The 18,916-nt window shown below is 72.3% G+C and carries 16 protein-coding genes; 9 read left to right on the forward strand and 7 right to left on the reverse strand.

The features are described 5' to 3' along the window. Window positions 1-205 precede the first annotated feature (205 nt). Both ACF09J_RS11935 and ACF09J_RS11940 read left to right on the forward strand, forming a co-directional pair. Window positions 206-556, forward strand: a complete 351-nt coding sequence (locus tag ACF09J_RS11935) for a hypothetical protein (protein WP_392305262.1) — start codon at window positions 206-208, stop codon at window positions 554-556. Between the two features lie 40 nt (window positions 557-596). Further along, window positions 597-1,346: a hypothetical protein gene (locus tag ACF09J_RS11940; RefSeq protein ID WP_392305263.1), complete on the forward strand. Its 750-nt coding sequence runs from the start codon at window positions 597-599 to the stop codon at window positions 1,344-1,346. Between the two features lie 14 nt (window positions 1,347-1,360). Here ACF09J_RS11940 and ACF09J_RS11945 read toward each other — a convergent pair whose 3' ends face one another. Genes ACF09J_RS11945 through ACF09J_RS11965 form a run of 5 tightly spaced genes read right to left on the reverse strand, consistent with a single transcriptional unit; the run spans window position 1,361 to window position 6,639 of the window. Then, window positions 1,361-2,239, reverse strand: a complete 879-nt coding sequence (locus tag ACF09J_RS11945; protein ID WP_392305264.1) for an STM4011 family radical SAM protein — start codon at window positions 2,237-2,239, stop codon at window positions 1,361-1,363. 10 nt (window positions 2,240-2,249) lie between these two features. Then, a complete protein-coding gene (locus ACF09J_RS11950) occupies window positions 2,250-3,626 on the reverse strand; it encodes an STM4012 family radical SAM protein (RefSeq protein ID WP_392305265.1) in 1,377 nt (458 codons plus the stop codon). Then, the gene (locus ACF09J_RS11955) at window positions 3,623-4,429 is read right to left on the reverse strand and encodes an STM4013/SEN3800 family hydrolase (RefSeq protein WP_392305418.1); all 807 of its coding nucleotides are present in this window, start codon (window positions 4,427-4,429) and stop codon (window positions 3,623-3,625) included. The genes ACF09J_RS11950 and ACF09J_RS11955 overlap by 4 nt, the downstream gene beginning before the upstream one ends. Before the next feature lies 1 nt (window position 4,430). Then, window positions 4,431-5,702 carry an STM4014 family protein gene (locus tag ACF09J_RS11960; protein WP_392305266.1) on the reverse strand — a complete coding sequence of 424 codons (1,272 nt, stop codon included), beginning with the start codon at window positions 5,700-5,702 and terminating at the stop codon, window positions 4,431-4,433. Next, window positions 5,683-6,639 carry an STM4015 family protein gene (locus ACF09J_RS11965; RefSeq protein WP_392305267.1) on the reverse strand — a complete coding sequence of 319 codons (957 nt, stop codon included), beginning with the start codon at window positions 6,637-6,639 and terminating at the stop codon, window positions 5,683-5,685. Before ACF09J_RS11965 ends, ACF09J_RS11960 begins: the two co-directional genes overlap by 20 nt. Before the next feature lie 178 nt (window positions 6,640-6,817). Between ACF09J_RS11965 and ACF09J_RS11970 the strand changes: the two genes are divergently transcribed. The 7 genes from ACF09J_RS11970 to ACF09J_RS12000 all read left to right on the forward strand — a co-directional run bounded on the left by ACF09J_RS11970 (window position 6,818) and on the right by ACF09J_RS12000 (window position 14,780). Next, the gene (locus ACF09J_RS11970; RefSeq protein WP_392305268.1) at window positions 6,818-7,144 is read left to right on the forward strand and encodes a hypothetical protein; all 327 of its coding nucleotides are present in this window, start codon (window positions 6,818-6,820) and stop codon (window positions 7,142-7,144) included. 76 nt (window positions 7,145-7,220) lie between these two features. Further along, window positions 7,221-8,282 (forward strand): DUF6745 domain-containing protein, encoded by a 1,062-nt coding sequence (locus ACF09J_RS11975; protein ID WP_392305419.1) that lies wholly within the window; start codon window positions 7,221-7,223, stop codon window positions 8,280-8,282. Between the two features lie 260 nt (window positions 8,283-8,542). After that, window positions 8,543-10,183 (forward strand): phosphodiester glycosidase family protein, encoded by a 1,641-nt coding sequence (locus ACF09J_RS11980; RefSeq protein ID WP_392305269.1) that lies wholly within the window; start codon window positions 8,543-8,545, stop codon window positions 10,181-10,183. A 51-nt stretch (window positions 10,184-10,234) separates the two neighbouring features. Continuing rightward, window positions 10,235-11,266, forward strand: coding sequence for an alpha/beta hydrolase (locus ACF09J_RS11985; RefSeq protein ID WP_392305270.1), 1,032 nt, complete (start codon window positions 10,235-10,237; stop codon window positions 11,264-11,266). 1 nt (window position 11,267) lies between these two features. Further along, window positions 11,268-12,134, forward strand: a complete 867-nt coding sequence (locus tag ACF09J_RS11990; protein ID WP_392305271.1) for a hypothetical protein — start codon at window positions 11,268-11,270, stop codon at window positions 12,132-12,134. A gap of 99 nt (window positions 12,135-12,233) precedes the next feature. After that, window positions 12,234-13,892, forward strand: a complete 1,659-nt coding sequence (locus ACF09J_RS11995; protein ID WP_392305272.1) for an N-6 DNA methylase — start codon at window positions 12,234-12,236, stop codon at window positions 13,890-13,892. Between the two features lie 309 nt (window positions 13,893-14,201). Beyond that, window positions 14,202-14,780, forward strand: coding sequence for a DUF4352 domain-containing protein (locus ACF09J_RS12000; protein ID WP_392305273.1), 579 nt, complete (start codon window positions 14,202-14,204; stop codon window positions 14,778-14,780). Window positions 14,781-14,810: 30 nt separating this feature from the next. Here ACF09J_RS12000 and ACF09J_RS12005 read toward each other — a convergent pair whose 3' ends face one another. Together ACF09J_RS12005 and ACF09J_RS12010 are read right to left on the reverse strand one after the other, a co-directional pair. Continuing rightward, complete coding sequence (locus ACF09J_RS12005; RefSeq protein WP_392305274.1) at window positions 14,811-17,783, reverse strand: hypothetical protein; 2,973 nt, start codon at window positions 17,781-17,783, stop codon at window positions 14,811-14,813. After that, window positions 17,780-18,901 (reverse strand): AAA family ATPase, encoded by a 1,122-nt coding sequence (locus tag ACF09J_RS12010; RefSeq protein ID WP_392305275.1) that lies wholly within the window; start codon window positions 18,899-18,901, stop codon window positions 17,780-17,782. The genes ACF09J_RS12005 and ACF09J_RS12010 overlap by 4 nt, the downstream gene beginning before the upstream one ends. Between the last annotated feature and the right edge of the window lie 15 nt (window positions 18,902-18,916).

Here is an 18,916-nt window from a genome sequence, read left to right on the forward strand (position 1 = left end):
TGTCGATGCGGTGAGTATCCCGATCCGCACCCGGCGTCATCAACGGCCCCTGTTCCCGGAGTTGCGGGAAACCTTCCCGGTCCGCCCGGGAATCGGGGCGTCCCGCGGCGGACGTGACCGCGCCGGCTCGGGAAGGCGGACCCTGGGCCGGGGACCCCGGCGAGCCCGACGCTGATCCGGCCAACGCCGCATCCCGGAGGCCGCCATGAGGACCGTCCGCTGCTCCGCCGCCGTCGCGACCCTCGCCATGTCGCTGCTCAACCTGCCGATCGCCCTCGACGACGGGGGAAACGGCATCCCCGCCCCGGCCGCCTGGCCGATCAGCCTGCTCGGCGTCGTCGGCGTCGTCGCCGCGATCGCCCTGCTCCGCTCTGCCGCCTGGGCCACGCCGGCCGTGGTCACCGTAGGCGCGCTCAACCTGCTCGGCGCGGTCGTCGCCCTCGTCCGGAGCTGGGACGGCGCCGTCATCGGCCTCGTCCTCAGCGCGGCCGGCACCGGCCTGGCCCTCGCGTACGCCGTGGCGGGCCGGTCGGCGAAGACCGCGCAGGCGAGCTGACCCACCCTCACTCTTTCCGTACCGGAACGGAGGTTCCACCATGCAGCCCGACACCGGCACTCACACTCACACCGGCACTGACTCCGGCACCCCGCCGACCTCGCCGCGGCCGTCCAAGCCGCTGAAGGACATGCGACGGTTCTGGCGCGTCCTGCTCGCCGTCGTCGCCCCGCTGCCGATGACCGGCATGGGGCTCAGCTACATCCTCAGCCCCGTCGACGGAGGCTCGTCCTTCGAGGCCACCGTGACCGCCTACACCGGCCACCTCGACCAGGCCCGCGTCACCCAGTACCTCGGTGTGCCGTTCCTGGTCCTGCTGATCCCGGCGACGTTCGCCGTGATCTGGGTGTCCCGCCGGGGCGCGCCCCGGCTCACCACCGCCGGCGCGCTCCTCGCACTCCTCGGTCAACTGGCCGGCTTCCCCCTCAACCAGGGCGGCGACCTGCTCGCGTACATGACGGCGAAGCGCGGCCTCGACGTGCCGACCGTGGCCGCGCTGCAGAAGGCCCTGGAGGAGGACCCGTTGGCCCTGACGGGCGGCCTGCTCTTCATCGTCGGCATCGTCCTCGGTCTGCTGCTGCTCGGCCTCGCCCTGTGGCGCAGCGGCGCCGCGCCGGCCTGGGCGGGCATCGCCCTGGCCCTGGGCGGCTTCACCCATCCCTTCATGCCGGGGCACATCGCGGCCGGCATCGGCCTGCTCGTCGCCGCGGCCGGCTTCGCCGGGGCCGGCTGGGCGCTCCTGCGTATGAGCGACGACGACTTCGACCGGGCGCCCGGCCGTCCCGCCTGACAACGTCTGGCCCTCTACCGGGGCGCCGGTATCAGGCGCGGAACCGCGGGCGGCGTCGCCGGGATCCGTTCCAGGACGCCGCCCGCGAACACGTCGTACAGCGGCAGTGTCTCCAGGTGCACGTAGCCGATGTGGCAGTCGCACACGGCCAGCGGGCACGGGCGGGGGCGCAGGGCCCGCCGGTAGGAGCCGTCGTACAGGTTGCCCAGCTCCGACCGGACGAAGTGGCAGCGGCGCACCGTGCCCTCGCCGTCCACCGATATGACCGACTCTCCCGTACGGCAGGGCAGGCCCGCGCTGCGGTGCGGGTGGCGGCTGTACGGGAAGAGCGGGTCAAGGGCCGTCCAACGGTCGGCTTCGGCGTCGGTGTAGGTGTGGCCCTCCGCGGCGTTGACCCACAGGTACACGTGGTCGGGCAGGTCGGCGCGCAGCCGGCGCGCCTGCTCCAGATGCTCGGGAAGGCCGACGACGCCGACGCTGTGCCGGACACCGCGCGCGGCCAGGTCGTGGCACTTGGCCAGGAAGCGCTCGTACGGCGTCTGCCCCGGGTGGAAGGTGCACCACAGGGCGAGGGCGTCCAGGTCGGCGGTGTCCAGCCAGTCGGTGCGGCAGCTGAGATTGGTCTGGATCGCCACCCGGCGGACGTGCGGCATCCGGCTCAAGTCCGCGAGCGTGCGCCGGTACCAGGACCGCACCAGGCCCTCGCCCCACGGCGTGAACAGCAGGGCGAGCCGGTCGTCGCGCTGCGCGGCCGCCCAGTCGGCGAAACGCTCCAGCGCGGCGCGGTCCGCGGTGAGTTGGGCACGGCTGTCCCGGCGCTTGGCGAAGGGGCAGTACGGACAGTCGTAGTCGCACGACGCCAGCGGGCCGCGGTAGAGGAGCGTCAGGTCCATGCGGGCTCCGTCACTTCGGCTCGTACGCGGCCATGCGCTCGCGCACCGCGGCGGAGAACAACTCGGGCCCCAGCGCGTCGGAGTGGGCCAGCCCCTCGGGGGACAGCCGCAGCACCTCCGGGCCCGCGCGGTCGTCCAGCCAGCCCCGCTCGCGGAACCGGTCCAGCTCGGCGGCGAAGTCGTCGCCGGGCTCGCTGCCGAAACGGGCCCGGTAGTCCGCGACGGGTATGCCCTCGGCCTGGAGCAGCGACTGGAGCAGATGGCGGCGCCGGGACTCGTCCGCGGTCATCTCCCAGCCGAAGTCGGCGTGCCGGAAGTCCTCGGTCGGGCGTGCCGTGTAGTCGTCGATGATCCCGCGTATGCGGTGCATGTCCACGGCGTAGTCGAAGGAGTAGTGCAGCGTGGAGGTGTACGAGCGGGAGCCGCAGCCGAGGCCGACCATGCCGTCGGTCTGGCACGCGTAGTCCTCGCCGCCCATGGCGGGGGCGTCCGCACGGCGGAACATGCGCATCGACACCTGCTCGTAGCCCCGCGCGAGCAGGTGGTCGCGGCCGTGGCGGTACAGCCGCAGCCGCTGCTCGTCCCAGTCGGCGTCGCCCCCGGGCGTCGATCCGCGGTGCCGGCCGAGGCCGGTGAGCGGGCGCACGTAGAGGGGGTAGAGATACAGCTCCTCCGGCCGCCACGCGAGGGCGGCGTCGAGGGAACGGGTCCAGGACTGCTCGGTCTGGCCGTCGATGCCGTAGATCAGGTCGATGTTGAGGACGGGGATGCCGGCGGCGCGGATCCGGGCGAGGGCCGCTTCGACGTCCGCCCGGCGCTGGGGGCGTACGGCCGTCCGCGCCTCGGAGTCGACGAAGCTCTGCACGCCCAGGCTCAGCCGCGTGGTGCCGCGGGCGGCCAGCACCGCCAGCCGGTCGGCGGTCGCCGTGGCCGGCGAGGCCTCCACCGACAGCGGGATCGCGGCGAGGTCGGCGCCGAGACCGCGCTCGGCCAGATCGCACAGCCGCTCCAACTCGGCCGCCTCGAGGAACGTCGGAGTGCCGCCGCCGAAGGCCGCGTTGGCGTACCGAGCGCCGTCCCCCAGCGCCTCGCGCACCGCGGCCGCCTGCCGTTCCATCGCGTCCAGGTAGGCCGTGGTCAGGCCGTCCGGTGCCCCGATCCGGGTGAAGAGGTTGCAGAAGCCGCAGCGGACCTCGCAGAACGGGATGTGGAAGTAGAGCGAGAGCGCGTCCTTCGGCTCGTCCGCCCACAGCGCGCGCAGGGAGGCCCGCTCGCGGGCGAGGGGACGGTACGCGGTCTTGTGCGGATACGCGTAGACGTACTGCTGGTACGGGCGGACGGTGCTCGGCGCGAGCGCCGACCCGGTGCTGGTGACGGTCATGGTCATCGGGCTCCGTCGAGGAAGAAGTGGGCGTAGGGCACGGTCCATACGACGTCATGGCCGATGCGGTGGCCGCTGTAGCCGTCCTCGCCGTACGCCGTGCCGTGGTCGGAGCAGACGACGGCGAAGCACGGCTGGCGACCGGCGACGGCGGCCAGGAGCCGTCCCATGTGCCGGTCCACGTACTCCAGCGCCGCGGCGTGGGTGGCCCGTGTGTCGCCCGCCTCGCGGGTGGCCCCGGGGAGGTGGAACCAGTTGGGCTGGTGCAGCGCGGAGACGTTCACGAAGAGGAACAGCCGCTGGTCCCGGGGGAGTTCGGTGATCACCTTCTCCGCACAGGCCACCTGGGCCTCGAAGGACGTGGGGGAGGCCACCCCGAACTCGGGCTCCCAGTGGCTCTCCTGGAACAATCCCGGCAGGACGGAGCCCAGCGGGCCCTGCTTGTTGAAGAAGCCCACGCCGCCGATGCACACGGTGCGGTAGCCCACGGCGGCCAGACCCGAGACCAGGTCGGGAGTGTCGTGGACGAAGGTGCCGTCCGCGGTGCTCTCGCTGCCCGCGAAACGGGCGGCGAAGAGCCGGGGATGCGGACCCGGCGCGGCCGGCGTCGGCAGGAAACCCGCGAACATCGCCTGGTGGGAGGCGTAGGTGAAACTGCCGGGGGCGTGCCGCCGCTCCCAGGCGCCGCCGGGCAGGTGCCGGGCCAGGTTCGGTATGCGTCCGGCCGCCGCCAGTTCCTGCGCCACGTCGTAGCGGAGGGTGTCGAGGGTGACGAACAGGATGTCGTGGCTTCCCACGACGTCGTTCATGTCAGGCGGTGGGGTCATGGTGGTGCTCCTTGCGTCGTGCTCGCCGTACGGGGGCCGGTGCGGCAGCCGCTGCGGGGCTCCGTACGGCGATCTGTGCAGCGGTAGGTGCGGAGGTGGCTGCGGCCGGGGTGGAGCCTGGTGCGGCCTCCCGCAGGACGGCCGGGGCCGCCGCGACCTGTGCGGCGTAGGTGTCCAGGCCCTCGGCGCCGCTGCCCGGCAGGCCGGTGAGGCGGGGCAGCAGGTCACCGAAGGCGTTCACCTCGCCGACCGTGAACCGGTGCCAGCCCGTCGCCGGCAGGATGTCCACGCCGACGCACAGAGTGCCCGGGAAACACGCGGCCGCCCGTTCGGCCACGTCCAGCACGTCGGTGAAGCGGCCTCCCGCGGCCCGGATCGCCGCGCGTACCGCGTCCAGGTCGCCGCGGGCGCCGCCGAGGTGCAGGTTCGTCATGGGGTGCCGACTGGTCCGTACCACGGCATGGGTGGCGCGTCCGGCGACCACGACCACCCGCAGGTCGGCGGCCCGGCCGCCCTGCGAGGCCTTCGGCAGCCACCGCTCGACGTGGAGCCCGTCCGGGGCCAGGGCGTCGACGAGGGCGGCGACCTCTGCCTCCGTGGTGTAGTGGCGCACCCGGAGGGAGTTGTGGAGGCGGCCGTCGGCGGTGGTCTCCACGGAGGTCGTCGCCTTGACCCGGCCCGGTCCCGCCAGCGTCAGCGCGACGACACCGGAGGCCGACGACCCGTGCGCCGGCTTCACGAACGCCCGTGAGATCCGGGCCCGTTCGAGCTGCTCCCGGAGCCCGTCCGGCCCGGACCAGCCGCCGACCGGACCCGTCAGGGCCGGGGGGACCGGCACGCCCGCGGCGGCGAGCCGGGCATGGCAGCGCCGCTTGTCGAACATGACCGCGACGTCCTCCGGGTCGGCGGTCGCCACCGCGCCCGCAGCGCGTGCCGCGGCGGTCACCTCCCGGACCGCGGCGGTGAAACGGCGGTGCCACAGAGCCGTCCCCTCGACCCGGGTGGGGTCGTCGGTGTCCCGCAGCAACCGGTCGACCTCGGCGTTCTCGCCGGGCGAGTCGATCCGCACCAACTCGCCCGGCGAGAAGGCGTACCGTCCGCGCAGCACGTCCCGCCACTCCAGCACGCGGGGCGCCGGGTGACCGGCCGCCCGAACGGCGTCGGCGAACATCGTCGTCCGCCGGTTCCCGGGATTGCCGACGACGGCGAACCGAAGGCCGGCGGCGGGCGCCGCGTTACTCGGAGACCGCGACATACCGCCACTCCTGGTCCTCCCAGCTGTCCGGAGTCCGGTGATCCGACAGGTCCACCTCGGTCCCGCTGGAGTCGAAGGCCCTGCGGATCCGGTCGGCCATGGACTCGCTCAGGAAGTGGTGGTGCAGGTCGAGCCGGGTCAGGTGGGTGAGCGGCTGACCGCCGAGCAGCGCGGTCGCGCCGTCGTCGGTGAGCGCGCCGAGGGACAGGTCGAGCGAGGTCAGCTGGGCGACGACGGGGGCCCCGGCGACGGCGGCGGCGACCTCGTCCTGGATCTCGCTGTTGCGCAGGCCGAGATGGCGCAGCGCCGGGAAGCGGCCCCCGGCCAGGATCGGGGCGAGATCGGCGACCCCCGCGTCGCCGCCGTACTCCTCCACGCCGAGCCACATGTCGAGGTGCTCCAGGGCGGGGAACTCGCCGGCGGCGACACCCCGCACGACCTCGCCGGGCAGTCCGCCGGCCTCGAAGCGGAGCCTGCGCAGGTGATCGTGGCGGACCGCCGGGAAGCGCAGCCCGCTGCCGCCGCGGATCCCGAACACCTCCAGCAGCGGATACGCGTCGAGGACCGGCGTGACGTCGGACTGCTCGATCCAGGAGATCTCCGACTCCTCCATCTCCAGGTCCCCGATGAACACCGCCCGGAGCGCGGTCAGCCGGTCACGTGCGGCCACGAGACGCCGCACGATGCCGCTGGAATCGTTGTCGTACGGCTCACCCCACTGACCCACGACGATCGCCCGCACCCCGGCGGGATCGACGGTGTCGAGGAAGCGGTCCCACAGCTCACCGAAGTCCTCCTGCGGGGAGTCCCTGTACGGGTCGACGGCCAGCCGCCAGGCCGCGGCGCCCGCCTCCGGCAGCTCCCGCTTCCCCGCGAACCGGGCGAAGTCGAAGGCCGGGAGGCCGTGCAGTTCCTTCAGATGCTCGACGTGGGACATGACGCTGGCCTCCTGGGGCTCTCACGCATTGCGTTGTTCGCGAAGAGTTGTACCAAGCGGCTCTGACACCGGCGTTTTCGGGCCGGGGCGGGGGCTGTGCTCCAGGGCCGTTGTCAGACCCCCCGCGTAGCGTCGTGGACATCGGTCGGTGAGGTGCCGACGGGGAAGGGAGACCTGTATGTACCGGCAGGGGGACGTCCTGATCGTGCCCGTCGCGGAGGCGGCCGTACCACCGGGCACGGACCGGCTGCCGCACCAGCCGCGGGACGCCCGGGGGAGGCTGGTGCTCGCTCTCGGCGAGGTCACCGGACACGCTCACGCGGTGGTCGGGCCGGGGACGCTGGTCCGGGAGTCGGGTCCGTTCGGAGCGTCCTACCTCCATCTCCCGGACGGCGGACGGGTGGTGCACGAGGAACACGCGGCGATACCGCTGCCCAAGGGCTGGTACCGCGTGGTGCGGCAGCGTGAGTACGTGCCCGGCGCGGTGCGCGTCGTGGCGGACTGAGACAGCGAAGAGCGGAACGATGACGACACCGACGAAAACCGTGAGTGAGACCGCACAAGAGCCCGTGCGCGAACCCATGCACGAGGCCGCGCACGAAGCCGCGCACGAGACGACCGTGCAGGCGGCCACGACGGCGAAGTGGCGCGAGGTGGCGGCGGCGACCGGCCCTGCCGACCGTCCGTCGGCCGAGGAAGGCGTGCGCCTGGCCTACCGGCTGGCGGGTCTGCCGGAGCCGGAGCACATCGTCTGGGTGGGCTCGCCCAGCGAGGGCGCGGCAGTGGCCGCACGGCTCACGGCGGAGGGCACGGCCGGCCGCAGTGTCCGCGACGCGGTGCGCACCCGGCCCTGGGCGGCCGCGCGGGAGCGTGTTCTCGACCGGCTCGGACCGGCCGGCTGGGCCGCGCACTGGGCCCTGACGGGCGCCCAACTGTGGGACGGCACGGTCGCGCTGACCGAGCGCATACGCACCGGCGTGGTCGAGGCCTCGACCGACGCGACGGGGGACGAGCAGGCCGCCCGGCTCGTCCTGCTCGACGCGGTCCTCGGCCAGCACGACGCGGCCTGGCTGGCGGCCTTCGACGGCCAGGACGGCGCGGAGGCACTCGACGGAATCGCCGCGGTCGCCCGCGCCGCGGGCTGGTGGTGGCCGTACGAGAGGACCGCGGTCGTCTGCGAACGCCCCCTGGAGCTGCACCGGGACGAGGCCGGCCGGGTCGACCGCGGGGACGGACCGGCGCTCGCCTTCCCCGACGGGTTCGCGCTGCACGCCTGGCGGGGTATGCCGGTCCCCGCCGAGTTCCTCGCCGGGCTCGGCGAGTTGACCCCACGGCGCATACGCGAGGAGGAGAACGCCGAGCTGCGCCGCGTGATGCTGGAGCACTACGGCTACGAGCGCTACCTGGATGATTCCGGCGCCGAACCGGTACAGCGCGACCAGGCGGGCGTGCTGTGGCGCATCGAACTGGAGGGGGACGAGCCGCTGGTGATGGTCGAGGTCGTCAACTCCACCCCCGAGCCCGACGGCACCCACCGCACCTACTGGCTCCGGGTGCCGCCGAGCACCCGGACCGCCAGGGAGGGCGTCGCCTGGACCTTCGGCCTGGAGGAGGCCGACTACGTGCCCGAGAGGGAGACCTGAGCAGCGGGTCGGCACGCTGGAGGGTTACGACGCCGGTCTTGTCCAGGGCCCAACGTCCCGCGCACCCAGGGACGTTGGGGTATTGCCCCTAATGCCGTACTGACCCGCGGTTTCAGCGGACGGATCGTCCCTTGTTCCCGTCGTATCCCCCACCGTTCCTCACTGGGCTTTCGCGTCGCCCGCATGGCTGGCAACATGATCCGCCTGCAGGCGCAAAATGTCATGTTCGAGTCACTCGGTCCAGCTTCCAGGCGGTGCGGATGAAGAAGAGACTGTGCGGTGCCGGTGCTGCCCTCGGCGTCCTCGTCACATTGGGCGCACTCCCGGCGCAGGCGTCCCCGGGCCCGGTGCGGGCGTTCCCCGACCCACAGCCGGTTCAGCAGGCCCAGGCCCTGCCACTGGGACCGTCCGACCTCTCCGAGACCCGCACGACGACAGCGCTCCAGCCGGGCGTCACCCTCACCCGTATCGTGCGCGGCGCCACCGACCCGGCGCTGCGCTGGACGGTCGAGGTGTCCATTCCCGGCGGTGAGACCTCACCGGACCCCGACGCGCCGCCGACGGCCCTCAAGGACAGGCCGAGCGCCGACGAACTGGCCGCCGGCCTGAAGCGCGACGGCTTCCAGGCCCGGGTCGAGCAGGTGACGACAGCGAGGACCGCCGACTACGCCGGCGGCACGCTCGGGTGGCGGGTCCGGGTCGGCTCGTTCGACGCGCAGTCCAACGCGGCCTCAGAACAGGCACGGTTGAAGGCAGCGGGCTACGCGGGAGCGGCGGTGTACACCGGCTGGGACGGCGACCGCACGGACCGGGGCCCGTGGCGCGTCGACGTGCTCACCATCGACCCGCGCCGTTTCCACGGAAGCCTGGAGGCGTCGTACGGCCCCGACCTGGAGAACCGCGAGACGACCAGCGAACTGTCGAACGCGGCCGGCGCGACCGCCGCGGTCAACGCCGGGTTCTTCGTCCTCGACCCCCTCGCGGGCGCACCGGGCGACCCCGCCGGTGTCGGTGTCTACGACGGCCGCCTGCTGAGCGAACCGGTCAACGGACGCCCCGGCCTCGTCACGCACACGAACAGCCGCCGGACCGAGGTCACCCGGTTCACCTGGCAGGGACGGGTCACCGGCCGGGGCACCTCGCTGAGCCTGAGCGGCGTCAACCGCGTACCGGGCCTGATCAGGAACTGCGGCGGCGGTGCACACGACATCCCGACCTCGCTCCCGCTGCACGATGTGACCTGCACCAGCACCGACGAACTCGTCGCCTTCACAGCCGACTTCGGGAAGCGCACCCCGGCAGGCGCGGGACTCGAAGCCGTCCTGGACGCCCACGACCGGGTCGTGGAACTGCGCACCCCACGCGGTGGACCACTGCCGGCCGGCGGCAGGTCCCTGCAGGCGACCGGCCGGCGCGTCGCCGAGCTGACCGCCCTCGCAGGGGTCGGCGACCACCTGAACATCAAGGCCACGCTGCTGGACGGACGCGGACACCCGGTCATGCCCTCACCCGGGACCGACGTCGTGAACGGCGGCCCCGAACTGGTCCGCGACGGCCGGCTCCACGTCACACCGGCCACCGACGGCATGGTGCACCCCGGCGACCCGAGCTTCTACTACGGCTGGGTGCACAAGCGGAACCCGCGCACGCTCGCCGGAGTGGACGCCGCCGGACGGACCGTGCTCGTCACCGCCGACGGACGCAGCACCGGCGCGCTCGGGCTCAGCATCACCGAGAGCGCCGAGATCGCCAAGGCACTCGGACTGCGCGACGCGATCAACCTGGACGGCGGCGGCTCCACCACGATGGTGATCGACGGCAAGGTGCTCAACCAGCCCTCCGACGCCAGCGGCGAACGCCCCGTCGGAGACGCCCTGCTGATCCTGCCCCCGAGGAGTTGACCCCGCCCGGTCGAAGCACGCTCGAGCCCCGACCCGCCACAGGGAGCCGCGATGACCCTTCGAACCCGAGTCCTGCTCGTTCTCTCCGCACTGCTGCTCACCCTCGCGCCGACCACCCCGACCGCCTTGGCGCGCGCCGCCTCGCCCGTGGCAACGACCTCGGCCGACACCGCTGCTGCCGCCTCTTCCTCGAAACCGCGAGGCGCGGAGGTCGTCGCGGTCACCCCGGTCGCGGACCGTCAGGTCGACCTGTCCGTGCGCTCGGCGGCCCTGGGCGGCCGGACGGTCGGCGTCCGGCTCCTCACCCCCGACGGCTGGAACCCGGGCGACCGGCGGCAGCACTGGCCGACCCTCTGGCTGCTGCACGGTTGCTGCGGGGACTACACCTCGTGGACCGCCCTCACGGACGTCGCACGGATCGACAGCCTGCGCAAGGTCCTCGTGGTGATGCCGGAGGCCGGCTGGAACGGCTGGTACAGCGACTGGTGGAACCATGGCCGGGGCGGCGACCCCGCATGGGAGACGTTCCACACCGTGGAGCTGCGGCAGCTCCTGGAACGTGACTGGGCCGCCGGCGGCAACCGCGTCGTGGCCGGCCTCTCGATGGGCGGCCAGGGCGCGCTGCTGTACGCCGCCCGGCACCCCGGAATGTTCAAGGCGACCGCCGCGTACTCCGGTTCGGCGCACCCGCTGCTGAACGAGGAGTCGGTGGACCGCATCCTCGGGTACTTCGGCGGCCAGGGCGACGACCCGCTGCGGGTCTGGGGCGACCCGGTCGCCCAGCGCGGCATCTGGCAGGCGCACGACCCGTACTACCTCGCCAAACGGCTCAAGCCGGTCCCGGTGTACCTGTCGTGCGGCGACGGCACCACCGGACCCCTGGACACCCCGGGCAGCACCAGCGCGCTGGAGGCCGACTTCAACCGCCAGAACCACGCCTTGGCCGCGGAACTCGAACGTGTGGGAGCCAAACACGTGACGACCAACTTCTACGGCCCGGGAACCCACGGCTGGGCCTACTGGCAACGCGAGTTGCACGCCTCCCTGCCGATGCTGCTGGGCGCCCTGCACGTCGGCGGCTGACATGGTTTCCGTCAAGCACACGGTGGCCGTCGAACCGGTTCCGTACCCCTGGCTAGCCGACGCCGTCACGGTGATCCGCACCCTGGTGGAGGAGAGCCGGGCGGACGAACAAGGGCTCGTACTGCCCGACGGCCAGGTCGCACGGGACATCCGGCTGACCCGGGGGCGACACCTGCTCCCTGGGTCGGTCTACGTGATCGAGGACGAGGCCGACGACGGGAAGGCGAAGGCGGACACGGACGGCTCCGGTGAGGACAAGAAGGCCGTCGACGCGAGGGACACCGTACAGATCACCGTCAGGGAATGGGACCACCGCCGAGCCGTCCGCCTCGAACTCGCCGTCGCCGAGGACGACATGACCATCGAACTGGACGGGACACTGAAGAGTCCCGACCGCCCGGCCGAGGTCGAGATCACCGGCCGGACACAAGGCGGCGCGGCACCGCGCACGCTGTTCGACATGGCGGGCCGGGCCAGGGTCCGACTGGACGACTGGTGGCCCGCCGCTGACACCGGCCGCGCCTCAGCCTCGGCCCCGGCCTCGGCCCGCCTCGACCACCGCTGGATCCGGGCGGACGCGCGAGCCGTACCCCGGCCGTCCCGGGACGACGGCAGATGGGACATACACGTCATCGTCTCCCTGCGCGGCCGCAGACTCCTGCGACCGGTGGCTGCCGTCCTTCTGGCCTTCGCCGCCCTCGGGATTCGCCGATCCCTCGTACGGACCCTGGACGGCCTGGCCGCGCAATGGAACGACCGCGTCCCACACCTGGTGGCGATGAACGCCGACCAGCTGAGAGAAGCCCTCCTGAGCAGTCAGCGAGGCGAAAACGATCGTCGTACGACAGGTCCGCCGGGGACGGATTGAGGCGGCTTGAGGTACACGTGAGGACATCTTTGCCCTATGTGTACCATGTCAACCACTTTTCCGTTGATGGGAAAACAGGCGCCGTGTACGGTGAACTGCATGACGGACAACGCCGCCTCACCAGCCGGTCCTCTCGTCACCGGCTCCGAGATCGCGCGGCTCGCGGGTGTCACCCGGGCAGCGGTCTCCAACTGGCGTCGGCGGTACGACGACTTCCCCGCGCCGACGGGCGGAAGCGCCAACAGTCCGCTCTTCGATCTCGCCGAGGTCAACACCTGGCTGGACAAGCAGCGCAAGGGCCAGGACCTCTCGGAGGAAGTGCAGCTCTGGCAGGTGCTGCGCGGAGCGTACGGCGACGACATGGTCACCGCGCTCGCCGATGTCGCCACGGTACTCGCCGGCCCCCGGACGAAGAGGCCGGAAGCCCTGCCGAAGGACGCCGTCGCACTGGCCCGGCGCCTGGCCGACCGCGACTCGCCCGGCGAGGTGGTGGACGCCCTCGCCGAACGCTTCACCGACTCCGTACGACGGGCCGGCTCCGACCAGGTCACCTCTCCCCGCGTCGTCCGCGCCGTACGGCACCTGGCCGGCGAAGTGGCGGACGACGCGACCGTTCTCGATCCGGCCTGCGGCATCGGCACCCTGCTGCTCGCGGTCGGACCCGAGCGGGGACCGCGGCGGGTCGGACAGGAGGTGGACGCGCGCAGCGCCCGCTTCGCGCAACTGCGCGCCGACCTCACCGGACGGGCGGGTGCCGGCATCACCGCCGGGGACTCCCTCCGCGACGACCGGTGGAGCGACCTCAAGGCCGATCTGGTCGTCTGCGACCCCCCGGTGGGCGACACCGACTGGGGGCGTGAGGAACTCCTTCTCGACCCGCGGTGGGAACTCGGCATCCCGTCCCGGGCGGAAGGCGAACTCGCCTGGTTGCAGCACGCCTACGCGCACACCGCTCCGGGCGGCCGGGTCATCATGGTCGTGCCTGCCTCGGTGGCCTACCGCAAGGCAGGCCGCCGCATCCGTGCGGAACTCGTGCGCCGGGGCGTCCTCACCCAGGTCACGGCGCTGCCGCCGGGCTCGGCCGTCTCGCACGCCCTGCCGGTGCACCTCTGGCAACTGCACCGGCCGCTCTCCTCCGGCGACGCGGCCACCAGCGTCCGCATGGTGGACCTGACCCGGAACGATCCGGACGGCCCCCTGGACGCACGCCCCGACCAGGCGACGGACGTCCCTCTCATCGAACTGCTCGACGACGTCGTGGACCTCACCCCCGGCCGCTACGTGCGGGACTCCCACCGTGACTACGTGGCCGAGTACCAGCAGTTGCGGAGCGAACTCGCGGAACAGGTCGGCATACTCGCCGAACTGCTCCCGGCCCTCGGCGCGGGGGGACGCCTGAGCGCCCCTGACGGCCCCTCCGTCAGCGTCGCCGACCTCACGCGAGCCGGTCTCGTCGAGTACGGCGGCGCCGAGCCGGTGTCGATCAGCGATCAGCTCGACACCGACTTCCTCCAGGGGTTCCTGCGCAGCGCGGCCAACACCCGCCGGTCCACCAGCGCCAGCGGAACGTTCCGCCTCGACGGCAAGGGCGCCCGCGTTCCCCAGATGGACATCGCCGAGCAGCGCCGCTACGGGGCGGCGTTCCGCGCCCTCCAGGAGTTCGAGGAACGGGCGAGAAGGATCGCCGAACTGAGCCGCGACGCCGCCGCCCTGGCCCGCGACGGCCTCGCCAACGGCGCCCTGGAGCCCGACAGCTGAGGGGACCTCAGCACACGGACGCGAACCGGCTCACCCCCCTTTCCCACAGGCACCGCTCCCGCAACAGGCCGGAGCGGTGCTTTCGCATGCCAACGTCGGCAGGCGCCACATCCCGCGAGAACGCCACCCGCACGCGCCGGTGTTCACGGAGTTCACCACCGGCATCACCGCGGCATGCGTAAACGAGAGGCCCGAACGGGCGGCCTGTTGACACAATCAACGGATAGCTCGTACTGTCATCCGTGAGCCCCCGCTCGCACAGCCTGCGGGGGACGCCGTGATCCACACAGACTGATCCTTGGGGGGACCATGCACGCCCGTATCAGAGTTGCCGCCGTCGCTGCCGCCGCCATCGGTGCGCTCACCATGACCGCCTGCGACACCGGCAGCACCGTCGTCGACAAGCCGGAGGAGAACGCCGCCGCCAAGGCGGACAGCGGCAAGGACGCCAAGAAGGGGAAGTCCCCGGAGGTCGCCAAGGTCGGCGACACCCTCACCCTGAAGGGCTTCGAGGACGGCAGCCAGCTCGACGTCACGGTCGTCAAGATCGCCGACCCCGGCAAGTCGGCCAACGAGTTCACCGAGCCCGACGCCGGCAAGCGGTTCGTCGGCGTGCAGTTCCAGCTCGTCAACACCGGTAAGGCCGTCTACAGCGACAGCCCGTCCAACGGCGCCCAGGTCGCCGACAGCGAGGGCCAGCAGTTCGACTCCACCTTCGCCGACATCACGGCCGGCCCGTCCATGTCCTCCAGCCTGAAGCTCAAGCCCGGCGCCAAGGGCCTCGGCTGGATCGTCTTCGAGGTCCCCAAGGCCTCCAAGATCGGCGCCGTCCAGTTCACCATGGACTCCGGCTTCGCGGACCAGACGGGCGAGTGGAAGCTGAAGTAGCCGCCGGCTCGGCGCCGTGAGCCGTCGCTGTCATGTGGTGGTGAGCAGCGAATCCAGCGCCTTCGCCGTGGCCGGATGCCGAGTGGCCAGTGCCGCGCCCGGAGGCGCGGAACCGGACGCCGCCCATGTGCCCTCGCAGCCCAGCAGTTCCGCGGCCGCGTCGCACGTCGCCGGGTGTGCGGCCGGCAATCCGACAGCCGACGGGGGCGGGGCGGCCGGCGGTGTCCACTCCTCCGTGCAGCCCAGCAGTGCAGCCACCGCGTCGCAGGTCGCCGGATGGGCCGGGAGCAGTGCGGCGCCCTGGCGGGCGGGTCCTCCGGGCTGCGTCCGGCGGGTGGCCGGCGGGGCCGGAGGCGTTCGCCACGGGGGGATCCACGCGTCCAGGGCCGCGAGGCTGCCCGGGAAGATGCGGCCGGCCTCGCGGATCAGCAGCGGGGCCAGCTCCGCGGCGCCGGAGCGCAACGTGGTGATGAGCAGCGGCAGCCACGGCAGCAGCACCGCGTCCGGCAACCGCCCGAACGCGTTCGACACCGCCTCCACGACCACGTCCGCCAACCCCGGCACCGGCTCCAGCGCGTGGACGAAGCCACTGAGGTAACGGGGGTAGGCGGGCACCACCAGGGGGTTGTCCAGCAGTGCGTCGCACCGGCCCCGCAGCTCGGCCCGGGACAGCGTGCCGAGTTGCACCTGCGCCGCCCACAACAGGGCCGTCTTCGACGGCTCCTCGGGGTGCGACTGGGCGACCGACAGCTCCAACTGGGCCCGGTCGCAGCCCAGCGACAGAGCGAGGCTCTCCATGCTGAACAGGAAGCCGAGCATCGCGGCGACCTGCCCGACCGTCGCGTCCTCGTCCCGGAACGCCACCGGCAGCAGCGTGCAGTAGTGGGCGTAACCCGTTTTGAGGAACGACTCGATCCACGCCGGCAGCACCGGTTCGCTGGTGCGGTAGTACGCCAGCAGCCCGCGCACCCGGCGCAGCACCTCCGGCGCCCCGTCGACACTGCGTTCCGTGGCGAGCAATTTCAGTGCGTGCGTGCCGAGTTCGTCGGCGAGGCGGCGGCTGCGCAGATACAGGACCGCGTCCTCGACCGCGGCCAGTACGGTGGCGGTCGTGGCCTGCGGGCCGTAGGCGTCGCGCCGCAGTCGCTGCTCCAGCACCTGCTCGATGCTGACACCCTCGTAACCGAGCTCGATGAGGGCCCGCTCGTGGGTGCCGAGCGCCAGGTCCCAGGACTCCTGGATCGAACGCTCACCGAGCCGCCGCTCACCCATGATCGGCCGAGCCGCGCCGTGCGGCAACAGGCGCCGCAGCATCCACAGGACGTCGGAGCAGGCCCGCAGTTCCGGCCGGGAGGCCATGTCCAGCAGGGCCCGTTGCACGCCGCGCTGCTGGAGCTTCATCCCGAGCGGCGCCAGCCGGTCGTGCACGTCACGGGCGAGCGGCGGCAGCGCGTCGTAGCCGACCTGGCCGATCCGGTCGCCGCCCATCATGATCTCGACGAGGCGCCGCACGTCCCGCCGCCCCGGTACGGCGTCCTTCTCGATGCAGGTGACCGCCGCGTCCTGGAAGTCGTACGGCGTCGGCTTGGCCCGGTCCCGCATTCCGGCGAGCAGCACCGACGTCTCGAACACCGCGATGGCGTCCGCGGTGGAGGCGAGGTAGCCGTTGCGCCGGGCCGCGCGCACGATGTCCACCGACCAGCCGAGCAGTTCGGCCTCGTCCAGGCCGTCGAGCACGGGCGGCCTGCGCAGGAAGCCGGACAGCCGGTCCCCGTCCCCGGCGGCGGACTCCGGTGCAGTGACGGCGACTTGCCCTCCCCGGGCAGCCCTCGCCCCGGAAGCCGCAGCCGCGGAAACCTTCTTCGCGGGGGACTTCCTCGCCGAGGAGTTCTTCGTACCCGCCTGGCCCGCCAGCCGGTACGGCTGCACACGGGTGCGTTTCAGGGACTTCGCCCACTCCGTCGCCGCGATCGACACCGAGCCGGCGGCCAGACCGAACTGCGCCTCGATCGCCGCGTGGCTGGACGGGATCAGCCCGTACTGCCAAGTGGTGGCGGTGCGCGGGGAGATCGTGAACGTGCCGGTGCCGTGCACGCCGAACTCCTCGACACGGCTGACCGCGTGGAACGCCCCGCACACGTACAGGCAGTCCGCCGGATCGGTCCCCGTCGCCGCCAGGTGCTCGCGCATCCGGGTCCACATGTACCGTTCGCGGTCCTCGTCCACACGGACCCGGGCACCGTCGCCCGGAGCGAGGCGCCGGAACAGGCTGCCGATGAGGAGCATCACCTGGCGGTAGGCGTCGTGGTCGGCGGCGCTGTCGCCGAGCGGCACCTCGACGTACTGGTGCCACCACTCCGACCAGTGCCGTACCTTGCCGTGGCGCAGCAGGTGCTCCTCCAGCTCGGCGAAGCGCGGCCGGAGATCGCCGAGTTCGACGCCGACGGCCTCACCGTGCAGTGCGGCCCCGGCGGGAGGGCCGGAGTCCTCCGCCGCGGCCTCCTGCGCCTGCTCGCCGCCGGTGTCCCACTGGAAGACGTGGTCCGCGGACCGGTCCACGAGGACCAGTTCCACCCCCGGGGTGTCCAGTGCGTACGCGACGGCCTGGTACTCGGCGGACGCCTCGGTGATCGGAGCGACGACCGACAGCGGAGCCCAGTCCTGGGGGAAGCCGTCGACGTCACCGGCGAACGCCTGCACCGCCACCGGCAGCCGGCAGTTGCGCAGCTCGGTCAGCAGCGGCGCCATGTCCTCGCACAGCTCCAGGTAGACCACCTTGGGCTGCTTCTCGCGCAGCCGCCGGGCCATGGCGGTCGCCGAGGCGGGCGAGTGGTGGCAGACGGGGAAGATCTCCAGCGGCTCGCGCACCGCCCGGTCCACGTCGTCGACCATGCCGAGGAGGATGCCCTCCAGGACGTCGGGCCCGCCCGCGAACGCGGTCGCTGCTTCCTGCAGTTGGCCGCGCAGTGCGGCGAACGTGCCGTTCTCGTGGTGCCCGTTCATGACAGCGTGGCGATCGCGTCGCGGCCACCCTCGAGGAACTCGGGCCAGGAGCCGCCCTCCTCCTTGCTGCGCGGCTCGACGACGCCGTGCAGGTACTTGTTGAGGATGGCCAGGTCCTCGGGCTCGCGGCGGGTGAGGGAGCCGACGAGCGAGGAGGCGAGGGTGCGGGCGGTCAGGGCGCGCTCGCCGAAGAAGTTGCTGTGCAGGACGGCGTCCTCCAGCACGCCGATCTGCTCGGCGGTCGACAGCGCCGACTCCAGCTTCTCGTCGTCGCTGCCGGCCGCGGCGGCGGACGCGCGCAGATCGGCGAAGCTCTGCAGGAGCACGTCGAGCAGGGTCGGCGGCACGTCGAGGTCGATCGAGTGCCGGCGCAGCAGTTCCTCGGTGCGGAACCTGACGATCTCCGCCTCGCTCTTCTTGTTCGTCACGACCGGGATGCGGACGAAGTTGAAGCGGCGCTTGAGCGCGGAGGACAGGTCGTTGACGCCGCGGTCGCGGCTGTTGGCCGTGGCGATGACCGAGAAACCCGGCTTGGCGAAGACGATGTTGTCGCTGCCACCGCTCTCCAGCTCGGGAACGGAGATGTACTTCTCGGAGAGGATCGAGATCAACGCGTCCTGGACGTCACTCGTGGACCGGGTCAGCTCCTCGAAGCGGCCGATGGCGCCGGCCTCCATCGCCGTCATGATGGGCGAGGGGATCATCGACTCCCGTGACTGGCCCTTGGCGATGACCATGGAGACGTTCCACGAGTACTTGATGTGGTCCTCGGTGGTGCCCGCCGTGCCCTGCACCACCAGTGTGGAGTTGCGGCAGATCGCGGCGGAGAGCAGCTCCGCCAGCCAGCTCTTGCCGGTGCCGGGGTCGCCGATGAGCAGCAGGCCGCGGTCGGAGGCGAGGGTGACGATGGAACGCTCGACGAAGCTGCGGTCGCCGAACCACTTCTGCGAGATCTCCCGGTCCAGGCCGTCGGAGCGCTCGGAGCCCAGGATGAACAGGCGGACCATCTTCGGCGACAGACGCCATGAGAACGGCTTGGGACTGTCGTCGATCGACTCCAGCCAGTCGAGCTCCTCGGCGTACTTGAGCTCGGCGGGGGCGCGCAGCAGGTCGGACATGAGGAAGGGCCTTTC

The sequence above is a fragment of the Streptomyces sp. NPDC014889 genome (assembly GCF_043081205.1).
Lineage (GTDB): Bacteria > Actinomycetota > Actinomycetes > Streptomycetales > Streptomycetaceae > Streptomyces.